Consider the following 23,508-nt stretch of genomic DNA (forward strand, 5'->3'; position numbering starts at 1 on the left):
TGTATGGGACAGTCGGTGGCAGTTATATTAATCATTATATTTTTAGTCTTTTTATTTATACCTATGGCTTTTCTAACTAATAATCAACAGCAGGTGGGGGAAATAAAACAAAGTCTAAATCTTTCAGCAAAGGCACTAATCAAGGCCATAGAGGTGGATTCAGAAAATGCTAATGGATTTTCACAGGGGTATAATAGGGGACGACAACAGGAGGTTGTAGTTAATAAAGAAGATCTTCTTAGGGAGTTTTATGATATTTTGTATAGGAACTATTATATTGATGGAGGGTTTCAAGATACAAAGCAAAGGTTGGTTTTAAAGATACTGGTGGTTAATGACCGTTTTTATCTAGCGAAGGAAGATGATCAATGGAGTCACCCGTATTTTTTTCTTTTGGAGGATACGGGTTTAAATGTATACTTAGATATTCGTGATGATATAGTCTATTACTATGATGATTACGGAAATATGACTTATGCTTCTCTTCAGTCATTTGGTATTAGTAAAGAAGAGAAAAATCAAAGGATTATCAATAGAATCAATCAAGTGGTGGCGATGGAAACTAAGACAGAATTTAAAGATGGCTTGGAGATTATGATACAGAATTCCCAAAATGTCGAGGGGGACTATAGGCGACGATTTCAGAATTTTAATGTCCTTGAGGGGATAACTTTTTTCGTAATTTACAGAGGGGATACAGGTCTAGAGATTAATAATCAAATGTATGAGTATAAGAATTATAATGTGGTAGGATATACGTTGAGGTCTAAAGTATAGGTTTGAAATTTTGAACAAAAAGGTGATTACTGATATAATAGAAATTAGTGATTGCTTATTTCTTTGTTTTCTCTTAATATATTATTAGAGTAAAACTAGATTTTTTAATCATTTAGTTGTATAATATTAGAGCTTGATTTATGTAATTTTGTTAAATGAACATATTTTAAGACTTTTTAGTACCCACTAGAAAGTCTTTTTAAATTGGGGGTGGTATAAATGGATTCTGGTCCCGTTAGTAGGATCAATAGCTTAAAAAAATTAAATGCAGGAGTTGTAATCCTTTATACAACTGTAAAGGTTTGCTCCTGCCATAGGTAAGGAGTGAAAAAATATGCCCTATGAAATGGAATTAATCCAGTTTTTGTTGGAATACAGCAAAGAACAAATAGCAGAGTATATTGAAGACGTTCATCCAGCAGATATCTTGGATGCAATACATCAATACGAAGGTAATCGTCTTGAACTTTTGAATAAACTACCAGATGCCATCATTGCATCCATCATTGATTATGCTGAAGATGAAGAAAAATATGAACTATTAACGATGTTTTCAGATGCAAAACAAAAAGAAATTGTAGATGAAATGTCCTCTGATGAACTGGTGGACCTTTTAGGAAGTATTGATGAAGAGGAAAAAAACAGTATTATTGTAAAGATGAAGAAGGAAGATGCAGATGAGGTAAAAGAGTTACTTACTTATCTACCTGATACAGCAGGTGGTATTATGGCAACAGAGTTTATTTCAATAAAGGAAACCATGTCTGTGGGCGAAACCCTGAAATATATGCAAATGGAAGCCCCCGATGCAGAGACTGCTTATTATATTTATGTCCTAGATGAAGTAGAGTGTTTAAAGGGAGTTGTTTCCTTAAGGGACATTGTTGTTAATAATTTTGATGAAAAAATTGCAGAGATTATGAATGAAAAAGTGATCAGTGTTCCTTCTGATATGGATCAAGAAGAGGTGGGACGTATCTTTGAAAAATATGGATTCCTCACTGTCCCTGTAGTGGATTATAATCATAAGATGCTGGGGATTGTAACAGTAGATGACATTATGGAGATTTTAAGTAACGAGCATACAGAGGATTTATACCGTCTTGCGGGATTGCAGGAGGGGGAGAAGGTAGCTGGTACGGTCGGTGAATCGGTAAAAAGCAGATTACCTTGGCTGTTTGTAAATCTCCTCACTGCCATTTTAGCAGCCACCACCGTTAGTTTATTTGAATCCACCATATCAAGGGTGGTGGCCCTAGCGACCTTTATGCCTATCGTTGCGGGTATGGGAGGAAATGCTGGAACCCAAACTTTAACGTTAATCGTAAGGGGAATCGCTTTAGGGGAATTTAATTATGAAAATAGCAAGAAGGTCTTACTAAAGGAAATTGGAGTAGGCTTGAGTAACGGAATTGCCATAGGATTGGCTGTGGCGACGATCGGTTATTTATGGGAAGGGAAACCTGTATTTGGGCTTGTAATTGGACTGGCAATGTTTCTAAATCTTATAGTAGCAACAATTGCTGGATTTGTTGTACCCGTGACCCTTAAGAAATTGAGAATTGACCCTGCTCTAGCTTCGGCAGTATTTGTGACGACAGTGACGGATATTCTAGGATTTTTCTTTTTCTTAGGATTGGCTACGGTGTTGATCGGTTATTTGGTTTAAATAGTATTGAATTTAGATTGTGGAGGCTATTGATTATGTTTATCCGTAGCGTTATTTTTGCCATTAGTGTAGCAGTACTCATTATGGTATGGCAGGTGGAAAAAGAGTTTACTCCTTTGTTAGCCATTTGCATTTTCAATACCGTGATTAATGGGTATGTAATTGTTAGAGGTTCAAAACAATAAATAGATTATATTTCAAAGGACAGTAAGTACTTAGATACTTACTGTCCTTTTTTTACCCAAAAACACAAACTAATTAAGAATGAATATTTCATAATAACGCATGAAAAGTGACTTCCATCACATACGGATTCTATGGGAGTTGTTAAAATACTAACATAAGTATAAGAAATAGGAGGGGTACACATGTATCAAGAAACAGTTCAAAAGATTGCCAGTGCAGCAAAATCAAAGGTTGAATTACTTAACAACAGTTTTAGTAGGTTCTTTATACTGTCCATGATGGCGGGGGTATTTGTAGGTTTTGGCGTAATGTTAGTTTTTTCTATCGCAGCACCCTTTAAAGCAGTGGGTTCGCCAGTGGTAAAGGCCCTAATGGGAGCTAGTTTTGGTATTGCACTGACCTTGATCATTTTTGCAGGCTCTGAGTTGTTTACGGGAAATAACATGATTATGACCATCGGTAGTTTGTCTAAAGAAGTGACTTGGAGGGATACTGCAAGAGTATGGATTGTCAGCTATTTAGGAAATCTTGTTGGTTCATTGCTGATGGCTTTACTATTAGTACAAACTGGACTTGTAACAATGTCTCCCATGAAGGAATTCCTGTTGGAGGCTACAGCAAGTAAAATGAACGCCCCTGTGATGGAGCTATTTTTTAGAGGAATCTTCTGTAATATGCTTGTTTGTTTAGCCATTTGGATGGTGACAAAGGCGAAGGAAGATACAGCCAAATTAATATTAATCTTCTGGTGTCTATTTGGATTTATAGGTGCTGGGTTTGAACATAGTATTGCAAATATGTCATTGTTAGGAATGGGACTACTAATTCCCCATGATCCTGCTACGATATCGTGGGCAGGATACGTTAGAAATCTAGGTCCTGTAACGGTAGGAAATATGGTGGGGGGTGCGCTATTTATCGGAGCAATGTACTGGTACGTGGCAAGTGACAAAATGAAAAGGGGGAAAGATCATGGGGTACAGACTTCAAAATAATGATTTCAATGAACTATTAAAGGAGTTAAGTAAGGAATATAAGCTATATGCACCAAAACGCTTTGAAAAAAGAGGAAGATTTAGTGATACTGACTCTGTAAGATATGGGGAAATCCAGCGGGTGGAGGAAATAGATTATACAGTAAAGTCTCATTTCTCTCCTAAGGAGATCGTATACCCTATCACGCAAACATTGTTCTATTTTACAGAGGAAGAATATAGAGAATCTCAAGTGCATGATAAAAAAATATTAGTCTTTTTAAGACCATGTGATATCAATGGTATGAGAAGATTAGATACGATTTTCTTAGAAAATGGTCCATATAAAGATGTTTATTTTGAAAGACTTAGAGAAAAGGTTAAGTTTGTCATGATGGAGTGCAAAGAGAGTTTCGAAAATTGTTTCTGTGTATCCATGGGCTCAAACTTTACAGATCACTATAGCATGGCGGTTCGATTTGAAGAGGGCTCTGTATTATGTGATGTAAAGGATAAAGACCTACAAAGTCAATTTGTCGATAATAAAAAGGAATCAAACTTTACACCTGAATATGTACAGGAAAACAACATCAAGGTGGAAGTTCCTGATGCTGAAAAGATTACCCCAGCCCTATTCGAACATGATCTTTGGAAGGATTATGCGAAACGCTGTATCGGATGTGGTCGCTGTAATATGGTCTGTATGACCTGTAGCTGCTTTACTACCCAAGATATTGCCTACGAGGATAATCCAAAGGCAGGAGAAAGAAGAAGGGTGTGGGCAGGCTGTCATGTGGATAAGTTCACTGATATGGCAGGAGGGCATAGTTTCCGAAAAGATTATGGTTCCCGTATGCGTTTCAAGACAATGCACAAGATTTATGACTACAACAAGCGATTCGGCGAGCATATGTGTGTTGGCTGTGGTCGATGTGATGATATATGTCCAGAGTATATTTCCTTCTCAACATGCATTAAGAAGGTTAATCAAATATTGAAGGAGGGAAATCATGAAGAATAATCCTTTAATTCCCCATAAAGCCAAGATTATAGAGGTAACAGCCCAAACGGATATTGATATAACCTATAAAGTAGAATCAGATTTACAGCCTGAGAACGGACAATTTGTTCAAGTATCTATTCCAAGAGTAGGGGAGGCCCCTATTTCCATTAGTGATTTTGGCGGTGGATATATTGAAATGACCATCCGTAAAGTAGGAAGTCTTACAAATGAAATTTATACCTTAAAGCCAGGAGATGACCTATTTCTTAGGGGGCCTTATGGCAAAGGATTTCCTCTAGAACAGTATAAAGGAAAGCACCTAATTATAGCCGCAGGAGGAACAGGACTAGCACCTGTTAAGAGTATCATCAACTATTTCTACAGAAATCCAGAGGAAGTAGCAAGGTTTGATGTACTAATGGGCTTTAAATCTCCAGAAGATATCTTGTTCCAACCAGAGATTGATCAATGGGCAGAAAAGTTTAACACTACCCTTACTGTTGATTCAGCAACAGAGGATTGGAAGGGAAATACTGGACTCATTACAAAATTTGTGGCCGATATTACAATAGAAGATATGGATAATGTGGAAGTTGTCATTGTAGGACCTCCAATTATGATGAAATTTACATCTTTAGAATTTCTTAAGAGAGGGGTACCTAAAGAAAAAATCTGGGTTTCCTTTGAAAGAAAAATGTCCTGTGCCATTGGTAAATGCGGTCACTGTAAGATTGACGAAACTTATGTCTGTTTAGAAGGACCAGTATTTAACTACACCAAGGCAGAAACGCTGATTGACTAGAAAAAGGGGGAGAATATAGTGGCATTGGATTTAAATACTAAGGCTATAAAAAAGAATGCCTACAGAATAACAAAGGAACGGGGTAAAACCGCTTTAAGAGTTCGTGTACCAGGTGGAGCATTAGAGGCAAAATACTTAACACTATTACAAGAGATTGCTGAGGAGTATGGAAATGGTCAACTGCATATCACAACTCGACAAGGCTTTGAGCTTCCGGGGATTCCTTTTGAAAAAATAGATGAGATTAATAAGAAGATTAAGCCCATTATTCAAGGGTTAGAATTAGATTATGGAGTAGATATTGAAAATCCAGAGGCTGGTTATCCAGCAGCTGGAACACGAAATGTATCTGCCTGTATCGGTAATAAAGTATGTCAATTTGCCAACTACAACACGACAGAGTTTGCTAGAAGGATTGAGAAGGCAATTTTCCCAAATGACTATCATGTAAAGATTGCTTTGACGGGATGTCCAAACGATTGTATCAAAGCCCATATGCAGGATTTTGGGATCATCGGAATGTCAGACCCTCAATATGAAGCAGACCGATGTATTGGGTGTGAAGCCTGTGTAAAGAACTGTAAGAGAAGAGTAACAGGGGCTTTATCTATGGTGAATGGAAAAGTAAAAAGAGATGAAAGAAGATGCATCGGTTGTGGAGAATGTGTCCTTAAATGTCCAACCGCCGCATGGACTAGAAACCCAGAGAAGTTTTACAAGCTACTAATCATGGGACGTACAGGTAAGAAAAACCCTCGTCTAGCAATGCCATTTTTAGAGTGGGTGGATGAAGACACCATTATTAAAGTAATCGTGAATACCTATGAATATATTGATCAATTCATCGATAGAACACTACCAAAGGAACATATCGGATATATCGTGGACCGTACTGGATACCAAGTCTTCAAAGAATATGCCCTAAAGGGTGTTGAGCTAGGACCAAAGGTGAAGGTATCAGAGTATATTAATTTTGGTGGATATAAGTATGAGAAGGATGCTTTTATGGATCAGCTATAATTCAATATCTTAACTTTTGTAACACTGAGGGAACACAGAAACTGTGCTATAAATACGCGTAGGGGGCTGTGTTCCTTTATTATTATGGGCATTAAGAGGCTGTTGCTTGTTCCTATTTGGCCCTTCTAATTCATTCATTGACTTAAAAAGAGGGTTGTTAATAGATTAGATAATTGTGAAAGGGGAGATAATTACTTTTAAGACAGATAGAAGGAGGTAGACTATGAACGTATACTTACTAGTTTTCTTAAGGATCATTAGCATTATGAGCTTACTATTATTCATGGTTTTATTAGTTATGGGAAAAAGACCAATAGGAGAGTTGCCAGTGTTTGATTTTCTAACTATTGTTGTCATTGGTGCTGTGGTGGGGGCGGATATAGCTGATCCTAGTATTAAGCATCTACCCACTGCTTTTGCCATCGTCGTATTAGCCCTTTTGCAAAAAATTATCAGCACATTATCAATTAAAAGCAAGAGGGTGAAAAAACTGATAAATTTTGAACCTACTATAGTGGCTGTGGGGGGAGAACTACATTATAAGAACATAAAGAAAATAGATTATACCGTGGATGAAATCTTGATGTTACTTAGGGAGAAGGATATATTTGATTTAAATAGGGTTGGGTATGCGATTATTGAGCAAAATGGCAACCTTTCAGTACTGAGAAAGTCCCAGGAGGAACCCCTTACCCCAAAGCAAATGAACATATACACTCCTGAAAGCAGTTTGCATACAACGGTAATATCTGAAGGAAAATTGCAGAGAAATAATTTGAATAGTACAACCTTCACAGAGGAGTATATTCAAGCGGGTATCAAGGAGAAGGGTTACAAAAGCATTGAGGAAGTATTTTTTGCCTCAATAGATAGAAATGGTCTGATGAATATATCTGGATATGTTGAGAAAGAAGTGGTGATAAGTTAATAATTGAACTTAATATTTTTTTGTTTAAAGAATAGATATTATCTAAATAGTTTAGGCAGATTTACTACAAGAGCTATAGTGCTGTATATGATTAGGCATTCCTTTAACTATTCGCATCATTTTTAGGATTGTATTTGTGGCATAAATCTATGACAATGTATCATTAGAAAAAGTATTTAATGGGTGAAGATGGTATTAGTATAAATTCAAAATGAATAGTGACATCATAAGTAATATAAAACAAGGGAATGTGGTAGAGTTCTCTTGTTTTCTTTTCATATCAAATAAAATAGCTTATCCTGTTAGCTTACTTCTAGTAAAAATCTAGTAATCAATGGAAGAAATTAATTCTTGTGTTTAGCTTGTCTTTATAATACCATATTTAGTAGGACTAGCTTTTTTTCAAACTTGATCATACTATATTTTGGAAAACAAGAATAAAGAGTTAAATCAAGCTGAAGGCAAGTTGATTCTTAGTGAAATCCCCCTTGGGGGGCAATAAGGAAAAAATGTCCTTGAGCTGATAACACATAAGAAAAGGGGTGCACAATGTCAAAGAAAAAATATGTATCAACAGTCGCATTAGTATTAGCATCAGTGATGGGCCTCACAGGATGTGCTCAAGAAGTTTCATCAAATGAACAACAACCTGGAAATCAAACAATAGAAACACCGCAAGAAAAATCAGGTGAAAACACCAAAGAACAAGAAGAAACAAAAGAAAATGAAAACCAAGAAAAAGAAGATGAAAATGAAAAAGCTGAGGAAGAAACATCTCAAAGTAACGATAGTGCAAAAGGAAAAAAAGTTTATATCAGTGCAAGTAAGTTGAAAATTAGAAGTGACAGCAATGCCCAAAGCGAAGTATTGGGAAGCTTACTCAAAGGAAAAGAAGTGGAAGTTATTGATGAAGTTAAAAATGAAGAAACAGTATGGTATAAGGTTCGATTTAAGAGTGCAGACAATAATAATGAAGGTTGGGTTTCATCAGAATATACTGTAAAGGATTTAAATGACCTACTTACATCACCAGCCCTTTTTGATGATCACGAGAAGAATGCTTACTTTACATCTCCATCCCTTTTCGAGGATAATACAGTTATTGCCTATTATGGTCACCCAAATTCAAAAATAATGGGAATTGTTGGACGTCATCCAAAGGAAGAGCTTATCTCCCTGTTAAAGAAAACTTCTGAAAAATATGATGCCCAAAACGGCGATCTAGGTGTCGTTCCAGCAATATACCTTGTTTATGGAACCGTTCAGCCTGGAGGCGAAATTAATACGATTAATTTTGACCTCATGATGTCTTATATTGAGGAAGCCTATAAAAATGGGGTGTTAGTATACCTTGATAATCAAATGGGAAAATATGCTCCCGTTGATGCAATGAAGGAACTCTTGCCATTTTTGAAATATCCTAACGTACATCTGGCACTTGACCCGGAATGGCGTACTAATAAACCAATGAAAGAGGTAGGCCATTTAACTGCCTCCGAAATAAATGAAGTTCAACAAACTATGCGGGATTATATGGTGGCTAATGATATTCAGGGTAAACGTCAGTTTGTTTTTCATCAGTTCCTTGATACGATGATACATGACATTACAGAAGTAGCCAGTAATTATGATCCTGTATTACTGGTGCATAATACATCTGGATGGGGGCCTCCTGAAGGAAAGGTAGCAACCCATACCAGAAATTCGAAGGCAACAAATATACCATACAAGGGCTTTAAGTTATGGTATTTCTATTCTAATAAAGCAGGGGTACACTTTGACAATCCGCTAATGACTCCAGAGCAGGTTTTAAACTTGAATCCCAAGCCTGGGCTTGTTATTTATCAGTAGGCTGGATTCGAAAGAGAACATTGAAAAAGATGCAAAAATGCTTAACAAGGGAATGAAGTAGGGTTCCCTTGTTTTTTTCTATATCAGATAAAGTAACTGGTTGTCATAATATCTAAAATAGCAATCTACAAATACAATATTATACATTGGTAGGTTTTGTTTTTTGGATAACAATTATTTACATATGCAGATAAAAAATCACACTCATGTACGTAAATATAATTCAATTGACAAAGTATGGAAAAAATTGTAGATGGGATTATTTAAGAAAACTAGAAAATTGTGATATACTTAACGTAGTAGTTACTGAACAAGCTTTTTAATCAAGTATTAAGAAGCCAATTAGATTTGGTCAATATTCTAAAAACGGTTTATTATTTAGAGAATAAAGACTTAGGGTTAATGGTTTGTGCAAAGAATTTAGGGGTAAGCAGAACAGCATTATCTACTTGGGTAAAAGATTCAAATTCAAATAATGGTGAGGTGCCTACAAGAGGATCCGGTAATTACCAAAGTGATGAAGCAAAGGAGAATGCAAGACTACGCAAAAAACTAAGAGATGCGCAAGACGTGCTATCGGATAGAGTTGGTTAGGCAAGATGGAAAACAAAAAATCATTTATGACTTTAGCAAGTAGGAGTACAAAAAGGCTAAAGTGACACCTCAATAAGGATGTGCATTCGATGAATAAAAAGAAATGGATTATAAATCTACTACTTTTAGTCCTTGTGATTACATGGCTTGGTTTCCTCAATCTCCAAGCAATAGAGTTGATTTACTATGAATGGAAGTTAGGAGTAGATTTAAAGCGATCTTTTGGTGACTATAACATGTTTGTACTAGAAAGACAAATGGGAAACCAAGTGGTATGGTATATTTACCCTAAAGAAAAAAATAGGAGAATTACTGATACACCTATTGAGGTAGTTGTTAAGGAGGAACAGTTGGAAATACTCAAGTCAAAAGCACTTGAAGAGTTTCAACAGTATGGAATTGAATCGGCATATCCGACATTAAATGATCAGTATTTTGAAGAAACATCACCAGAAATTGTGGACTTTCTTAACTATTGGGTAAGATCTAAGAGAACTGAGCCATATAGTATTGAATTTCGATTATTTACTGGTGAGATTGTTAGGGTTATAAAGTAGCAAATATATGCTGTTAACTTTTTTATTCGTATCTGTCAAATACAACCCACATATGAAGAAAGACCTATCTATGAGATAATTCTCGTAAATAGGTCTTTTGCTACTTCTTAGATTCAAGGGGTGTTTTGCATTCTTCTTGCAAGGTTCCTGACCAAGGGAGATGATGATCCAGTGCTCCCCTAAAGGGGGCTTAGGGGGTCTACCCTAATACATTGACATCACTAATAGAGGTATTTTTTTGTTTTGCTGTAGCCTCTAGAATACAATAAAGATTTGAAGGAGGACATGACTATGACCCTCCGACCCTACCCCCTAAAATAAAAAGGACTCTCCAAATAATCCATCTGCAACCTCCTAAACCCTTCATTTTCAACCCCCAAAGCATAAACATCCGTAGCCCGAATATCAATCTCCAACATCCTCTTTGCCGCCTCATTCTGGGGGCTATACTGATTAATTTTCGTAACAATCGGTACAGTTGCCTTTTTCTTCATTAGTTTCAGTAGTTCTCTTCCTTTGTCATTAAAAGCCAACACCCGAATATATTGAGGTCCTCCCTGTTGATGGAGGGTTTCGATCTCATCTCTTTTTAGTCCAATCAGTAAATGCATCATAATCCGTTGAATCCTTGTCAGAGGATAACGCTTACTCTTGATACACTCCAACAGACCTTTATAGTCATTGGCTTCAAGTCCACAGTGCTTTATCCTATTTTCCAATCCCTCATTCACATCAAAAATACTAGCCAATTCATTGGCAGGACTACGACGGATCAGGGTCATGATGGACTGATGGTAATCATGGGCGAAAATAGGGCCTATTTTGCCCTCAAAGGACTCCTTTAGGACATCATAGGTAGTGGGGGGTACAACCTGCCGTATTCCCTCCATATCCCCCATTTTTCGCAAATGCTCCCGTATAGCAGTGGCACTGGCGATATCAGAAGAAAGATCAGTTGAATGATAACCTGCCTTTTTCCTAAGGATGGTATAGGGAGTAATCTTGCTGTTAATTTTTTTTAGGGCTTTTAAATACTCTATAGACAGTATGTTGTTGGGGTTATTGATGATTTTATTCAATTGGTCTAACTCATGGGGGGGGAGTCCATTTTCTTCTTTTAAATAGACCTTTAAGGCCTCCTCACGGGCAACAGGGAAGGAGACACCCCTCTGTAGATGCTGCTGTAGAAAATCCTCAAATTTCTCTGGTGGATTGACCAATAGATCTGCCATTAGTTTTAATCCCTTTAGATTTCCTTCTTCACTCCCAAAGCAAAGGGCATCCACCACACCAGTTTGATCAAGTAGTTTTACAGAACCATAAGCAAAGTATTCAGCTGTGGCACAGGCATAGATGGTGGGAAGTTCGATTACGAGGTCTATTCCAGCCAGGACAGCCATTTTAGCCCTCTGCCATTTATGTAGTAGGGCTGGCTCACCCCTTTGAAGAAAATTCCCGCTCATGACGGAAATACTGTGGGTAGCGCCCGTCACCCTGAGGGACTCCTGTAGATGATATAAATGTCCATTGTGGAATGGGTTGTGTTCTGTAATTAATCCAAGTACCTTCATAAAAGCCTCCTAAGTTATCAAATCGTGTATTTGTAATCTTACTACAAAAACATTTCAATGGTCTAAAGTATATGGGAATAGGTTTATTTTTATCTATTCAAAAAAATTTAATTATTATTGTATATAGTAGGGCAAATTTATCTATTCTAAGTAAAGAAGATAGTTGTTGATCTAGCTCTGAAGTCAACTTTGATTATACTATATTATTCTAATAATTTGTCAAGAATATGGGAAAATAGTAGTTAGAATATTTCTAATAAATAATATTTTTTTCTTATGGAGACAAAAGAGCTGAAACAACTTGCAATATAACTAAAAATTTATTATTATTGAAATGTCGGAACAAATCTAAGTGATTATTTATGATTTAAGCCATACAATATATTACTTTAGGAGGTTATCAAATGAAAGTATTAGTATTAAACTGTGGGAGTTCTTCATTAAAGTACCAATTAATTAATATGGAGAATGAAGAAGTACTAGCTATTGGATTAGCTGAAAGAATTGGAATTGAAGATGGAGTTGTGAAGCATACAGCTGCTGGAAAAGAAAAAGTTACAATCAAAGAAAACATGGCTAGCCACAAGGATGCCATCAGAATCGTATTGGAAGCATTAGTAGATGCTAATCATGGTGCTATCCAATCTATGGATGAAATCGCAGCTGTTGGACACAGAGTTGTTCACGGTGGGGAGAAGTTCTCAGGTTCAGTAGTAATCACAGACGAAGTTAAGAAGGCCCTTGAAGCGTGTTCTGAATTAGCACCATTACATAACCCACCAAACTTAATGGGTATTTATGCATGCGAAGAAATTCTTCCAGGTATTCCAATGGTAGGTGTATTTGATACAGCTTTCCACCAAACAATGCCAAAATCTTCTTACCTATATGCTCTACCATATGAATTATATGAGCAATACAAAATCAGAAGATACGGTTTCCACGGTACTTCCCATAAGTATGTTGCTAACAAAGCAGCAGAAATGTTAGGCAAGCCTCTAAGTGATTTAAAAATCGTTACTTGCCATTTAGGGAATGGTGCCAGCGTTGCCGCTGTAGAAAATGGCAAATCAGTAGATACTAGTATGGGCTTCACTCCATTAGAAGGATTAGTAATGGGAACTAGATGTGGAGATATGGACCCAGCCATCACTACTTTCTTATTAGAAAAAGAAAACCTAGATGCAAGCGGATTAAACAATCTTATGAACAAGAAATCTGGAGTATTAGGAATCTCAGGAGTGAGCAGTGACTTTAGAGATATTGAAACCGCTGCGGCTGAAGGTAATGAAAGAGCTCAATTAGCTTTAGACGTATACTACAAGAGAGTTAAAAAATATATTGGAGCATACGCGGCAGAAATGGGTGGGTTAGATGCAGTTGTATTTACAGCTGGATTAGGTGAAAACTCTAAAGAATGTCGTGAAGAAGTATGCCGTGGCTTAGAATTCTTAGGAATTAAGATCGATACTGAGAAGAACAACGTTAGAGGTAAAGAAACAGTAGTTACAACTGACGACTCTACTACAAAAGTATTATTAATTCCAACTAACGAAGAATTAATGATCGCAAGAGACACTTTAGAACTAGTTAAGTAATTTTCCATGACTTTTGAAAAACTTATTTAGATTCAAGGAGCAAAAGAACATATGTGCCGTAGCGTATGAAAACATACGTAAAAATGATGTTCTTGTAGTGACGAAGAAGATAATGGGTTTTCAACAGTCTAAGAAGGTAGGGGAACCTACCTTCGCTTTATTTTTTAAAAGAAACCTTTTAGGTATCAAGATAAAATACTTGACAAACAATTTATTCATTTGTATAATCTATTTTAGCGATGGTTAAGAGGTGAACTGTGTGAGAATTAATTTAACAGCTCTAAAAAAGGAAAAAAAAGATCAAGTAGACTTGAATTTTCTAATGAATCTTGATAATATTGATTATTATGGAGATGAAATCAAAGTACCGTCGCCTGTTTCAGTAGCGGGAAAGTTGTACCTGATGGACAACCGCGTCTACATTTCCTGCAATATTAAAGGTGATTTGCAAGTCAAATGTAGTCGTTGTCTTAAATTGTTCAACTATCAACTTGACGAAAATATTAATGCCGAATTAGTTCAAGAGGATTCGTATGAAGAGACTGATGATCTTGATGATCTAATTTTTTATACAGAAGATGAAATTGAACTTGAAGGAATAATTAAGGAGAGCATTTTTATTAATGTTCCTCTTAAAACCCTATGTGATGATGACTGCAAAGGTCTATGCTTTCACTGTGGGAAAGATCTTAACAAAGAGAATTGTCAGTGTGATTTTGAAGAGGAACCAGAAGAAGAAGTACTGGACCCTCGACTGGCTAAACTGAAGGAATTACTTAAAGACGATTAAGGAGGTGTTAAAATATGGCAGTACCAAAGCGTAAAACCAGTAAGTCTAAGAAAAACATGAGAAGAGCAGCCAACTCAAAGTACGTTGCTGTAGGAATTATTAATTGTCCTCAATGCCATGAGCCAAAGTTACCTCATAGAGTATGTAAATCATGTGGTTTCTACAAAAATAAAGAGGTAGTTGAAACAAAGTAATTTGGAAACAATAAATAGTAATGAGTAATCATTACTATTTTTTATTTTTTTGATTTGTTTTTAAGTTAGAAAGTTTAGTAAATAATATACTTGATTTTTCAATTGGATTAATATATACTAAATGTTAGTATCAGGTACTAATTCAAAGTACTAATTGGAGGTGGTAATTTGAAAAGAACTGGAAAACTGAATAAAACAGGTCGACAAAACAAACTATTGGAGCTATTAGAAGAGGACCCTTTTGTAACAGATGAAGATTTATCTGAAGAATTCAAAGTGAGTATACAAACCATTCGATTGGATCGGTTGGAACTAGGGATTCCAGAGTTAAGGGAAAGAATTAAGAGCGTGGCTGCTAAAAACTATCAAAAGGTTAGAAGTATGACGGGCACAGAGATCGTTGGAGAGTTGATAGACCTAACTCTAGGCGAAAGTGGAATTTCAATATTACAAACAACTGCTGAAATGGCATTTAGTAAGACAAACATTGTTAGAGGACATCATATTTTTTCGCAAGCTGAATCCTTAGCTATGGCGGTAATAGATGCTGATGTAGCCTTGACAGGAGTATCAAACATAAAGTATCTAAGCCCTGTAAGGGCAGGTGATAAGCTAATAGCCAAGGCAGAGGTTGTACGGGTTAGAGACAATGACCATTTCGTTCATGTTAAAATTCACTTTAACCAAGAGCAGGTTTTTCGAGGGAAGTTCATCTTGGTAGCCATTAATGATAATAGATAGGGGAGGATTCCATGAAAATCGTATTAGACGCCATGGGAGGAGACCATGGACCAAAGGTGACAGTACAAGGGGCTGTAGATGCTGTAAATGAGTATGGAGTACATATGATTCTAACTGGGGATGAGGAAATCCTAAAGAAGGAATTAAATAATAGAACCTATCCTAAGGATAAAATAGAAATCATTCATTGTACAGAGGTGATAGAAAACGAAGACAAGCCAGTAGCAGCTATTAAAAAGAAGAAGGATTCATCGATGGTGGTGGCTTTTAAGCTTGTTAAAGAAGGTAAAGCTGACGCAATGATATCTGCAGGCAACACGGGAGCTCTATTGGCGGGAGGATTGCTTTTGCTTGGAAGGATTAAAGGGATTGATCGCCCAGCTTTAGCACCAGTAATCCCGACAGAAAAAGGGGTGTCTGTTCTGATAGATGGTGGTGCAAATGCCGATTGTAAGCCTAGGAATTTCTTGGAGTTTGGATTGATGGGAAGCATCTATGCAAAGAAACTATTGAATATCCAAAGACCGAGGGTCTGTCTTGTCAACATTGGAATAGAAGAAGGAAAAGGAAATGTAAGTACTAAAGAAGCCTATGAGGTATGTAAAGATGCCCCCTTCAATTTTTGTGGCAATGTTGAGGCGAGAGATATTCCAGCAGGTTACACTGATGTAGTTGTTTGTGATGGGTTTACAGGCAACGTGATCCTAAAGCTGATGGAGGGAGTTGCTGGAACATTTCTTAAAATTCTAAAAGAAGAACTTACAAAAAACCCGATTCGGAAATTTGGAGCATTATTGATGAAATCAGGCTTTAAAGGGTTCAAGAAACGATTTGACTATAGGGAATATGGTGGAGCTCCATTTCTTGGGGTTAAGGGTCTATTGATCAAAGCCCACGGAAGCTCCAATGAACTGGCTATCAAGAATGGTATACGTCAAGCAAAGTTGTTGATTGAAAAGGAAGTAGTAAAGGAAATTACTAGTGAAATAAATACTTTAGGAGCTGATAGACTTGATTAAACAATATTCAGTAGGTATTGGTGGAACAGGTAGTGCCTTACCAGAAAAAGAAATTACAAATTTAGACCTAGAAAAGATGGTGGATACTACCGACGAATGGATTCGAACAAGAACAGGAATTGGTAGTCGAAGAGTGGCTGACGAAAATACAGCAACGTCGGACTTGTCAACTGAGGCTGCTAGAAAAGCTCTAGCAGATGCTGATTTGAACCCAGAGGATGTAGATTTAATTATCGTGGCAACAGTAACACCAGATATGGCATTCCCATCTACTGCCTGCATTGTGCAAAAGAACATTGGAGCTACAAAGGCGGCGGCATTTGATTTAGAGGCTGCTTGCTCAGGTTTTATTTATGGAATGACCATTGCAGAACAATTTATTAAAAATGGCGTATACAAAAACGCCCTAGTGATTGGAGCTGAGACCCTCAGTAAAATCCTAAACTGGGAAGACAGGAATACTTGTGTGTTGTTTGGGGACGGGGCAGGTGCAGTAGTACTTCAACGGACTGAAGAAGGTATGGGAATTTTATCATCCTACTTGGGAGCCGACGGGGCCAGTGGCGATGTGTTGACTCAACCAGCTGGAGGATCTAGAATTCCAGCATCTGAATTCTCTTTAGAGAACAAACTACACTATGTTCAAATGGATGGTAGTGAAGTATTCAAATTTGCAGTAAGGGTGATGGGAAGAGCTGCTAAAGAGGCCCTTTCAAGGGCAGGGTATGACTTGGAGGATATAGACTTCCTCATTCCCCATCAAGCTAATATCAGAATCATAGAAGGTTCTGCAAAGCGCTTAAAGCTTCCAATGGATAAAGTATATGTTAACCTTGATAAATATGGAAATATGTCTGCTGCCTCTGTACCAGTTGCCTTGGACGAAGCCGTAAGAAATGGAAAGATTAAAAAGAATGACTTGGTAGTACTTGTAGCCTTTGGTGGTGGATTAACATGGGGGTCTACTTTGCTGAAATGGTCTAAATAATTGATCTGGTGAAGGAGGATGTAAAATGTTTAAAACGAGATTATGTGATTTGTTGAATATAGAATACCCTATTATCCAAGGGGGTATGGCATGGTTAGCTACAGCAGAATTAGCCGCTGCTGTTTCGGAAGCTGGTGGACTTGGGATTATAGCAGCTGGTAATGCACCTGCAGAAGTAGTGGAAAAGGAAATCAAAAAGGCAAAGGAACTAACCGACAAGCCTTTTGGTGTGAATATTATGCTTTTATCTCCCTTTGTGGAGGATGTTGTGGAGGTTGCCTATCGCGAGAAGGTAGCTGTTGTTACAACGGGTGCAGGAAATCCTGGGAAGTACATTGAAAAGTTCAAATCTGTAGGAACAAAGGTAATCCCTGTTGTTCCATCTCTAGCTTTAGCAAAGAGAATGGAAAAGCTAGGTGCCGATGCAGTAATCGTAGAGGGTACTGAGGCAGGAGGTCACGTTGGTGAGCTAACGACAATGGTATTAGTCCCTCAAGTGGCCAGTGAAATCAAAGTTCCTTTAATTGCCGCAGGTGGAATTGCCGATGGTAGAGGATTTTTAGCAGCCTTAGCTTTAGGGGCTGAAGGAGTGCAAATAGGGACTAGATTTATCTGTGCTGAGGAATGTATTGTACATGATAATTACAAGCAAATGGTAATTAAGGCAAAGGACAGAGATGCCATTGTAACTGCGAGATCAACTGGTCATCCAGTAAGGGTCTTGAAAAATAAACTAGCAAAAGACTTCCTCCAAATGGAAAAAGAAGGGGTTGACCCTCAAGAGTTGGAAAAGTTAGGAACTGGAAAACTTCGAGATGCTGTAGTTGAAGGTGATGTGGAAAATGGTTCTGTAATGGCAGGACAAATCGCCTCTATGGTAAAGGAAATCCAACCATGTAAAGCAATTATTGAAGATATTATTGAAGGAGCAAAGAAGCAACTTAGCCTTCTAACAAAACATATTTAAGGAGGAGTAGATGTGTCTAAAATAGCATTTGTTTTCCCTGGGCAAGGAGCTCAATATGTGGGGATGGGTAAAGAAATTTTTGATAATTTCCAAGTGGCAAGGGACGTATTTGAAGAAGCCAGTGATTACTTGAATTTAGATATGAAAAAGCTTTGTTTTGAAGGACCAAATGAGGAACTAGTAAAGACAGAGAACACCCAACCAGCAATCCTTACCACAAGCGTTGCAACTTTAAGGGTTTTAGAAATGGAAGGGTTTACGTGCAGCATCACAGCAGGATTAAGCTTAGGAGAGTATACTTCCTTAGTAAAGGCCAACGTTTTAGATTTCAAAGACGCTGTTAGAATTGTTAAAAACAGAGGAAAGTTCATGCAGGAGGCTGTACCCCTAGGAGTGGGTACGATGGCGGCCATTTTAGGATTAGACAGAGAAATTCTTGAAAAATGTCTAGCTGAAAGTAGTGGAGCTGGTGTAGTAGAGGCCGCAAACTTTAATAGTCCAGGACAAATTGTAATCTCAGGAGAAGTTGAAGCGGTAGAAGTAGCCATGGAAAAAGCTAAAGAAATGGGGGCTGCAAAGGCGGTTTTACTACCTGTAAGCGCACCATTCCACAGTAGTCTATTAAAGCCTGCTGGTGAAAGATTACATGAGGAATTGTTAAAGTATGAGGTGAAGAACCCTCAGATTCCTGTTGTGACAAACGTAGCTGCACAAATTCTTAACAACAAAGATGAGGTTGTTCCAGCTTTAGTAGAACAGGTGAGTAAATCAGTTCTATGGGAAGATTCTGTAGACCTCATGATTAAGGAAGGTGTGGATACCTTTATTGAGATAGGACCAGGAAAAGCCCTTACAGGATTCATTAAAAGAATTGCTAAGACCAACAAATATGAAGTTAAATTAAGTAACGTTGATAAGTTAGAAGATCTTAAGAAAATTTTAAACCCATAAAGGGAGGGATTAGTTTGAACTTAAGTGGAAAAAATGCATTAGTAACAGGTGGGTCGCGGGGCATTGGTAAATCCATTGCTTTAGCATTAGCAGGTGCTGGCGCCAATGTCATTATTAACTATACAAGTAATGCTGAGGCGGCACAAGCTACTGTAAAAGAGATTGAAGACCTTGGTGTAAAAGGTTTAGCGGTAAAGGCGAACATTGCCAACGCTGATGATGTTAAAGGGATGATGGATGCTATCGAGGAAGTTTTCCCACAAGTTGATATTCTAATAAATAATGCAGGGATTACAAAAGATAACTTACTTATTCGTATGAAGGAAGAGGATTGGGATCAAGTAATGGATGTCAATCTAAAAGGAACCTTCCTTTGCACTAAAGCTGTTGCAAGAAAAATGATTAAACAAAAATCTGGTAAAATTATTAATATCTCTTCTGTTGTAGGCGTAATGGGTAACCCAGGTCAGGGTAATTACTGTGCTTCTAAGGCAGGGGTAATTGGATTTACAAAATCAATGGCAAGGGAGTTGGCAGGTAAAGGGATCAATGTAAATGCCATAGCTCCAGGTTTTATTGCCACTGATATGACGGCAGTTCTCTCAGACCAAGTAAAGGAACACATGCTAAACAATATTCCATTACAAAGATATGGTAATCCAGAGGACATAGCCAACGTGATCTTATTCTTAAGTAGCGATTTATCAAGTTACATTACAGGTCAAGTAATTAATGTTGATGGTGGTATGGTAATGTAATCTATTTTTGATAGATAAATGAATTGAAAAATATAAAAAATTAAAATTTAAGGAGGATTTTATTATGTTTGAAAAGGTAGTTAAAATTATTGGTGAGCAATTAGGATTAGACGATGTGAGTCATGTAGAGCCAACCACATCTTTAATGAATGACTTAGAGGCAGATTCTTTAGACGCTGTAGAAATTATTATGGCGATTGAAGATGAATTTGGTGTAGAAATTCCAGATGAAGAAGCTGAAAAGTTCAAGAATATTGGAGATATCGTAAAATACGTTGAAGCTAATCAATAGAACATATTAGAGTCCCGATAATTTCGGGGCTTTCTAATGAAGGAGGACATTACGATGAGTAGAAGAGTAGTAGTTACTGGACTAGGATGTATCACTCCTTTGGGAGCTGGTAAAGACGCGCTATGGAATGGAATGCTTTCTGGGAAATCCGGAATTGATTATATTACTAGATTCGATACATCAGATTACCCAACTAAAATTGCTGCAGAAGTTAAGGACTTCAATCCAGAAGATTATATTGAGAAAAAAGAAATTAAAAAAATGGATCGCTTTACTCAATATGCAGTTGCAGCTTCTAGTTTAGCAGTGAAGGATGCTGAACTGAATATTGAATCTTTAAATGCAGAGAAGATAGGTGTAATCTTAGGTTCTGGGGTGGGAGGAATCGAAACCCTAGAAGAGCAGCATATGAGATTACATGAGAAGGGTCCAAAGAGAGTTAGCCCATTCTTTATCCCTATGATGATTTCAAATATTGGAGCTGGTTACGTTTCTATGATATTAGGAGCTAAGGGACCAAACTCCACAATCGTTACTGCTTGTGCATCGGCAACCAATGCAATTGGCGAGGCCTTCAAAACTATTGAAAGAGGAGCGGCAGATGTCATCATAACTGGTGGTATGGAAGCAGGTATTACTCCTTTATCTATTGGTGGTTTCTGTTCTATGAAGGCTATGTCCACGAGAAATGAAGAACCCCAGAAGGCAAGTAGTCCTTTTGATGCTAAAAGAGATGGATTTGTTATGGGTGAAGGCGCTGGTATCATCATTCTTGAAGATTTAGAACATGCCATTAAGAGGGGTGCTAAAATCTATGCTGAAATCGTAGGTTATGGTATGAGTGCAGATGCATATCATATCACTGCGCCATCTCCAGAGGGAGAAGGGGCTGCTAGGTCAATGATGGAGGCTATCAATGATGCCGATATTACGCCAGAAGCGATTGATTATATCAATGCCCATGGAACAAGTACTCCCTACAACGACAAGTTTGAAACAATGGCAATCAAGAGAGTCTTTAAGGAGCATGCATATAAATTAAGTGTTAGCTCAACAAAGTCAATGACAGGTCATTTATTAGGGGCTGCTGGTGGGGTGGAAGCCATTGCCTGCGTAATGGCAGTTAACCAAGATAAAGTACCACCAACAATCAACTATGAAACACCAGACCCAGAATTGGATTTGGATTACGTACCAAACCAATACAAAGAGAGGGTTGTAAATTATGCCCTATCCAACTCTTTAGGTTTTGGTGGCCATAATGCAACGATCATCTTCAAGAAATATCAATAAAGCAAGTTAAGAGTAGCTTAAAGAAAGTATTCTTAGGAATTTAATTAATAAAAAATAATTATAGGGAAATGGTTTCCTATAATTATTTTTTTATTCCAGGGGAATGCTAAAATTAGCTATTATTCAATATATTACCAAATTTTGAAATGGGGGAATGACATGCCTTTTTCTAAAACTAGAATAGAAAAATTAAATGCCTTTCAAAAGAAGATTGGCTATAGATTTAACGATGTCAATTTGATGATGGAAGCCCTAACCCATAGTTCCTACGCCAATGAAAGTAAAAATAAAAAACACCCATACAATGAACGTTTGGAGTTTTTAGGGGATTCGGTTTTAAGTATAATCATTAGTGATTATATATTTCATAAATACACCCATTTACCAGAGGGAGAATTGACAAAAGTTCGAGCAAATGTGGTATGTGAAGCTTCTCTAGCCACTGGTGCGAATAAGGTGGGTTTAGGTGAGTTCATTATGCTGGGGAAAGGGGAAGATATTTCTGGAGGAAGAAGACGGGCCTCCATCTTGGCTGATGCCTTTGAAGCCACCATCGGAGCGATTTATATTGATGGCGGTCTTGAAATGGCAAGAAGGTTCGTTTTAGATAACTTAGAAGATTTGATTGAATTAGCAGGTAATGGGGAGTTATTTAAGGACTACAAAACCCACCTTCAGGAGTTGTTACAAAGTAAAACCACCGATAAAATATTCTATAAAGTCATCAACGAGATCGGGCCAGACCATGATAAGACCTTTGAAGTAGAGGTTTGGGCTGGAAACCAAATGTTGGGGACAGGTGAAGGTAAGAGCAAAAAAGAAGCAGAACAAAATGCTGCTCAAGTAGCTTTTAAGAAAGTAAAGAAATAACTAAGGAGATCCTATGGCTAAGAATAATTACATCATCCCTATATTTATACCCCATAAAGGTTGCCCCCACGATTGTGTGTTTTGTAATCAAAAAAGGATAGCAGGGAATGTTCTGGAGACCACCAGTGAAGATGTTGAGAATACAATTTCAGAGTACTTAAAGACACTTCCCCAAGGTAATCATCATAGGGAGGTGGCTTTTTATGGAGGAAGCTTTACAGGGCTTTCATTAGACAAGCAAGCAGAATTACTGGCACCTGCATATTCCCGTATAAAAACAGGGGAAGTCAAAGGTATTAGACTTTCCACTCGTCCAGATTATATTTCAGATGAAATATTAGCCTTCTTAAAAAAATATGGAGTCACCACCATTGAATTAGGGGTTCAATCCACCCATGAGGAAGTTCTAGCACTAAGTAACCGAGGACATCATAAACGTCACGTGGATGTTGCAGTGGAATTAGTTAAAAAGTTTGGTTTTAGCTTGGGGCTACAAATGATGGTGGGATTGCCAGGGGATTCAAAGGAAAGAATGGGGCAGACGGTGAAGGACTTTATAGGCTATCAACCGAACTTTGTTAGAATTTATCCAACTATTGTGATTAAAGATACAGCATTGGAGGAATTATATGAAACTGGTCAATACATTCCCTTTAGGATGGAGGAATGTGTTGAGTTGTGCAAAACCGCCCTTTTAAGTTTCCAAGAATATAATATTCCTGTTATACGATTGGGACTACAATCCACAGATGAAATTGCCTACGGCAAGAGTATTGTTGCAGGTCCCTATCACCCGGCCTTTCGAGAAATGGTGGAGACGGAGATCTATAGAGGTTTGATTGAGGCTGAATTAGAAAAATGTGGGCCTACCAGTATAAAGGCTGTTACAATTTATTGTAATAGTAGGGAGGCCTCTAAAGTAGCAGGATTTAAACAAGCAAATAAGTCATATTTTATGGAAAAGTATCGTCTTGATTATATTAAGATAAAAGCCTGTGGCGAAGTAGAGGGTGGAAGGGTAATGGTAAAGGTAGATAAATAGTACTGAAATTAGTATAGACAAGATCGTTATTAATCCTTTTACTAGAGTTATAGACTGCTTTATGATAAAATAA

The 23,508-nt window shown here is 37.4% G+C and carries 25 protein-coding genes; 24 read left to right on the forward strand and 1 reads right to left on the reverse strand.

The features are described from left to right. The first annotated feature begins 3 nt into the window (after positions 1-3). The 11 genes from JOC73_RS00560 to JOC73_RS00610 all read left to right on the forward strand — a co-directional run bounded on the left by JOC73_RS00560 (position 4) and on the right by JOC73_RS00610 (position 10,361). On the forward strand, positions 4-777 hold the full coding sequence (locus tag JOC73_RS00560; RefSeq protein ID WP_204399892.1) for a hypothetical protein: 774 nt from the start codon (positions 4-6) through the stop codon (positions 775-777). 334 nt (positions 778-1,111) lie between these two features. Further along, positions 1,112-2,446, forward strand: coding sequence for a magnesium transporter (mgtE, locus tag JOC73_RS00565; RefSeq protein WP_204399893.1), 1,335 nt, complete (start codon positions 1,112-1,114; stop codon positions 2,444-2,446). A 35-nt stretch (positions 2,447-2,481) separates the two neighbouring features. After that, positions 2,482-2,631 carry a hypothetical protein gene (locus JOC73_RS00570; RefSeq protein ID WP_204399894.1) on the forward strand — a complete coding sequence of 50 codons (150 nt, stop codon included), beginning with the start codon at positions 2,482-2,484 and terminating at the stop codon, positions 2,629-2,631. A 183-nt stretch (positions 2,632-2,814) separates the two neighbouring features. Continuing rightward, positions 2,815-3,627, forward strand: coding sequence for a formate/nitrite transporter family protein (locus tag JOC73_RS00575; RefSeq protein WP_204399895.1), 813 nt, complete (start codon positions 2,815-2,817; stop codon positions 3,625-3,627). Next, complete coding sequence (asrA, locus tag JOC73_RS00580; RefSeq protein ID WP_204399896.1) at positions 3,605-4,627, forward strand: anaerobic sulfite reductase subunit AsrA; 1,023 nt, start codon at positions 3,605-3,607, stop codon at positions 4,625-4,627. The genes JOC73_RS00575 and asrA overlap by 23 nt, the downstream gene beginning before the upstream one ends. Continuing rightward, positions 4,617-5,411 carry an anaerobic sulfite reductase subunit AsrB gene (asrB, locus tag JOC73_RS00585; RefSeq protein ID WP_204399897.1) on the forward strand — a complete coding sequence of 265 codons (795 nt, stop codon included), beginning with the start codon at positions 4,617-4,619 and terminating at the stop codon, positions 5,409-5,411. Before asrA ends, asrB begins: the two co-directional genes overlap by 11 nt. A gap of 18 nt (positions 5,412-5,429) precedes the next feature. Then, a complete protein-coding gene (asrC, locus tag JOC73_RS00590; protein WP_330613034.1) occupies positions 5,430-6,431 on the forward strand; it encodes a sulfite reductase subunit C in 1,002 nt (333 codons plus the stop codon). A gap of 223 nt (positions 6,432-6,654) precedes the next feature. Continuing rightward, positions 6,655-7,359, forward strand: coding sequence for a DUF421 domain-containing protein (locus tag JOC73_RS00595; RefSeq protein WP_204399898.1), 705 nt, complete (start codon positions 6,655-6,657; stop codon positions 7,357-7,359). 549 nt (positions 7,360-7,908) lie between these two features. Next, the gene (locus JOC73_RS00600; protein ID WP_204399899.1) at positions 7,909-9,210 is read left to right on the forward strand and encodes an SH3 domain-containing protein; all 1,302 of its coding nucleotides are present in this window, start codon (positions 7,909-7,911) and stop codon (positions 9,208-9,210) included. Positions 9,211-9,612: 402 nt separating this feature from the next. Continuing rightward, positions 9,613-9,804, forward strand: a complete 192-nt coding sequence (locus JOC73_RS00605) for a hypothetical protein (RefSeq protein ID WP_243427814.1) — start codon at positions 9,613-9,615, stop codon at positions 9,802-9,804. Between the two features lie 89 nt (positions 9,805-9,893). Continuing rightward, entirely contained in the window at positions 9,894-10,361 is a 468-nt protein-coding gene (locus tag JOC73_RS00610) for a hypothetical protein (RefSeq protein WP_204399901.1), read from the forward strand. 305 nt (positions 10,362-10,666) lie between these two features. Here JOC73_RS00610 and JOC73_RS00615 read toward each other — a convergent pair whose 3' ends face one another. Beyond that, entirely contained in the window at positions 10,667-11,932 is a 1,266-nt protein-coding gene (locus tag JOC73_RS00615; RefSeq protein ID WP_204399902.1) for a nucleotidyltransferase, read from the reverse strand. Between the two features lie 404 nt (positions 11,933-12,336). Between JOC73_RS00615 and JOC73_RS00620 the strand changes: the two genes are divergently transcribed. The 13 genes from JOC73_RS00620 (at position 12,337) to JOC73_RS00680 (ending at position 23,435) form a co-directional block, all read left to right on the forward strand. Next, positions 12,337-13,530, forward strand: a complete 1,194-nt coding sequence (locus JOC73_RS00620; RefSeq protein WP_204399903.1) for an acetate/propionate family kinase — start codon at positions 12,337-12,339, stop codon at positions 13,528-13,530. Between the two features lie 259 nt (positions 13,531-13,789). Next, on the forward strand, positions 13,790-14,320 hold the full coding sequence (locus tag JOC73_RS00625; RefSeq protein ID WP_204399904.1) for a YceD family protein: 531 nt from the start codon (positions 13,790-13,792) through the stop codon (positions 14,318-14,320). A 14-nt stretch (positions 14,321-14,334) separates the two neighbouring features. After that, positions 14,335-14,514, forward strand: coding sequence for a 50S ribosomal protein L32 (gene rpmF / locus JOC73_RS00630; RefSeq protein WP_204399905.1), 180 nt, complete (start codon positions 14,335-14,337; stop codon positions 14,512-14,514). Between the two features lie 168 nt (positions 14,515-14,682). After that, complete coding sequence (gene fapR / locus JOC73_RS00635; protein WP_204399906.1) at positions 14,683-15,255, forward strand: transcription factor FapR; 573 nt, start codon at positions 14,683-14,685, stop codon at positions 15,253-15,255. A gap of 11 nt (positions 15,256-15,266) precedes the next feature. Next, complete coding sequence (gene plsX, locus JOC73_RS00640) at positions 15,267-16,274, forward strand: phosphate acyltransferase PlsX (protein ID WP_204399907.1); 1,008 nt, start codon at positions 15,267-15,269, stop codon at positions 16,272-16,274. Then, entirely contained in the window at positions 16,267-17,262 is a 996-nt protein-coding gene (locus tag JOC73_RS00645; RefSeq protein WP_204399908.1) for a beta-ketoacyl-ACP synthase III, read from the forward strand. Before plsX ends, JOC73_RS00645 begins: the two co-directional genes overlap by 8 nt. A 25-nt stretch (positions 17,263-17,287) precedes the next feature. Further along, positions 17,288-18,229: an enoyl-[acyl-carrier-protein] reductase FabK gene (gene fabK, locus JOC73_RS00650; protein WP_204399909.1), complete on the forward strand. Its 942-nt coding sequence runs from the start codon at positions 17,288-17,290 to the stop codon at positions 18,227-18,229. A 12-nt stretch (positions 18,230-18,241) separates the two neighbouring features. Then, positions 18,242-19,180: an ACP S-malonyltransferase gene (gene fabD, locus JOC73_RS00655; protein WP_204399910.1), complete on the forward strand. Its 939-nt coding sequence runs from the start codon at positions 18,242-18,244 to the stop codon at positions 19,178-19,180. A 14-nt stretch (positions 19,181-19,194) separates the two neighbouring features. Beyond that, on the forward strand, positions 19,195-19,938 hold the full coding sequence (gene fabG / locus JOC73_RS00660) for a 3-oxoacyl-[acyl-carrier-protein] reductase (RefSeq protein WP_204399911.1): 744 nt from the start codon (positions 19,195-19,197) through the stop codon (positions 19,936-19,938). Between the two features lie 64 nt (positions 19,939-20,002). Next, positions 20,003-20,230 (forward strand): acyl carrier protein, encoded by a 228-nt coding sequence (acpP, locus tag JOC73_RS00665; protein ID WP_204399912.1) that lies wholly within the window; start codon positions 20,003-20,005, stop codon positions 20,228-20,230. Between the two features lie 54 nt (positions 20,231-20,284). Beyond that, a complete protein-coding gene (gene fabF / locus JOC73_RS00670; protein WP_204399913.1) occupies positions 20,285-21,523 on the forward strand; it encodes a beta-ketoacyl-ACP synthase II in 1,239 nt (412 codons plus the stop codon). Between the two features lie 159 nt (positions 21,524-21,682). Beyond that, complete coding sequence (gene rnc, locus JOC73_RS00675; protein WP_204399914.1) at positions 21,683-22,393, forward strand: ribonuclease III; 711 nt, start codon at positions 21,683-21,685, stop codon at positions 22,391-22,393. A 13-nt stretch (positions 22,394-22,406) separates the two neighbouring features. After that, the gene (locus JOC73_RS00680; RefSeq protein ID WP_204399915.1) at positions 22,407-23,435 is read left to right on the forward strand and encodes an elongator complex protein 3; all 1,029 of its coding nucleotides are present in this window, start codon (positions 22,407-22,409) and stop codon (positions 23,433-23,435) included. The last annotated feature ends 73 nt before the right edge of the window (positions 23,436-23,508 follow it).

Origin of the sequence: Alkaliphilus hydrothermalis (assembly GCF_016908555.1) — a bacterium.
GTDB classification, from domain to species: Bacteria; Bacillota; Clostridia; order Peptostreptococcales; family Natronincolaceae; genus Alkaliphilus; species Alkaliphilus hydrothermalis.

Bases quoted from the DNA above. Each gene is read 5' to 3' on its own strand.
- JOC73_RS00560 (WP_204399892.1), top strand. From the start codon at position 4: ATGGGACAGTCGGTGGCAGTTATATTAATCATTATATTTTTAGTCTTT.
- mgtE (WP_204399893.1), top strand. From the start codon at position 1,112: ATGCCCTATGAAATGGAATTAATCCAGTTTTTGTTGGAATACAGCAAA.
- JOC73_RS00570 (WP_204399894.1), top strand. From the start codon at position 2,482: ATGTTTATCCGTAGCGTTATTTTTGCCATTAGTGTAGCAGTACTCATT.
- JOC73_RS00575 (WP_204399895.1), top strand. From the start codon at position 2,815: ATGTATCAAGAAACAGTTCAAAAGATTGCCAGTGCAGCAAAATCAAAG.
- asrA (WP_204399896.1), top strand. From the start codon at position 3,605: ATGGGGTACAGACTTCAAAATAATGATTTCAATGAACTATTAAAGGAG.
- asrB (WP_204399897.1), top strand. From the start codon at position 4,617: ATGAAGAATAATCCTTTAATTCCCCATAAAGCCAAGATTATAGAGGTA.
- JOC73_RS00595 (WP_204399898.1), top strand. From the start codon at position 6,655: ATGAACGTATACTTACTAGTTTTCTTAAGGATCATTAGCATTATGAGC.
- JOC73_RS00600 (WP_204399899.1), top strand. From the start codon at position 7,909: ATGTCAAAGAAAAAATATGTATCAACAGTCGCATTAGTATTAGCATCA.
- JOC73_RS00605 (WP_243427814.1), top strand. From the start codon at position 9,613: ATGGTTTGTGCAAAGAATTTAGGGGTAAGCAGAACAGCATTATCTACT.
- JOC73_RS00610 (WP_204399901.1), top strand. From the start codon at position 9,894: ATGAATAAAAAGAAATGGATTATAAATCTACTACTTTTAGTCCTTGTG.
- JOC73_RS00615 (WP_204399902.1), bottom strand. From the start codon at position 11,932: ATGAAGGTACTTGGATTAATTACAGAACACAACCCATTCCACAATGGA.
- JOC73_RS00620 (WP_204399903.1), top strand. From the start codon at position 12,337: ATGAAAGTATTAGTATTAAACTGTGGGAGTTCTTCATTAAAGTACCAA.
- rpmF (WP_204399905.1), top strand. From the start codon at position 14,335: ATGGCAGTACCAAAGCGTAAAACCAGTAAGTCTAAGAAAAACATGAGA.
- plsX (WP_204399907.1), top strand. From the start codon at position 15,267: ATGAAAATCGTATTAGACGCCATGGGAGGAGACCATGGACCAAAGGTG.
- fabK (WP_204399909.1), top strand. From the start codon at position 17,288: ATGTTTAAAACGAGATTATGTGATTTGTTGAATATAGAATACCCTATT.
- acpP (WP_204399912.1), top strand. From the start codon at position 20,003: ATGTTTGAAAAGGTAGTTAAAATTATTGGTGAGCAATTAGGATTAGAC.
- fabF (WP_204399913.1), top strand. From the start codon at position 20,285: ATGAGTAGAAGAGTAGTAGTTACTGGACTAGGATGTATCACTCCTTTG.
- rnc (WP_204399914.1), top strand. From the start codon at position 21,683: ATGCCTTTTTCTAAAACTAGAATAGAAAAATTAAATGCCTTTCAAAAG.
- JOC73_RS00680 (WP_204399915.1), top strand. From the start codon at position 22,407: ATGGCTAAGAATAATTACATCATCCCTATATTTATACCCCATAAAGGT.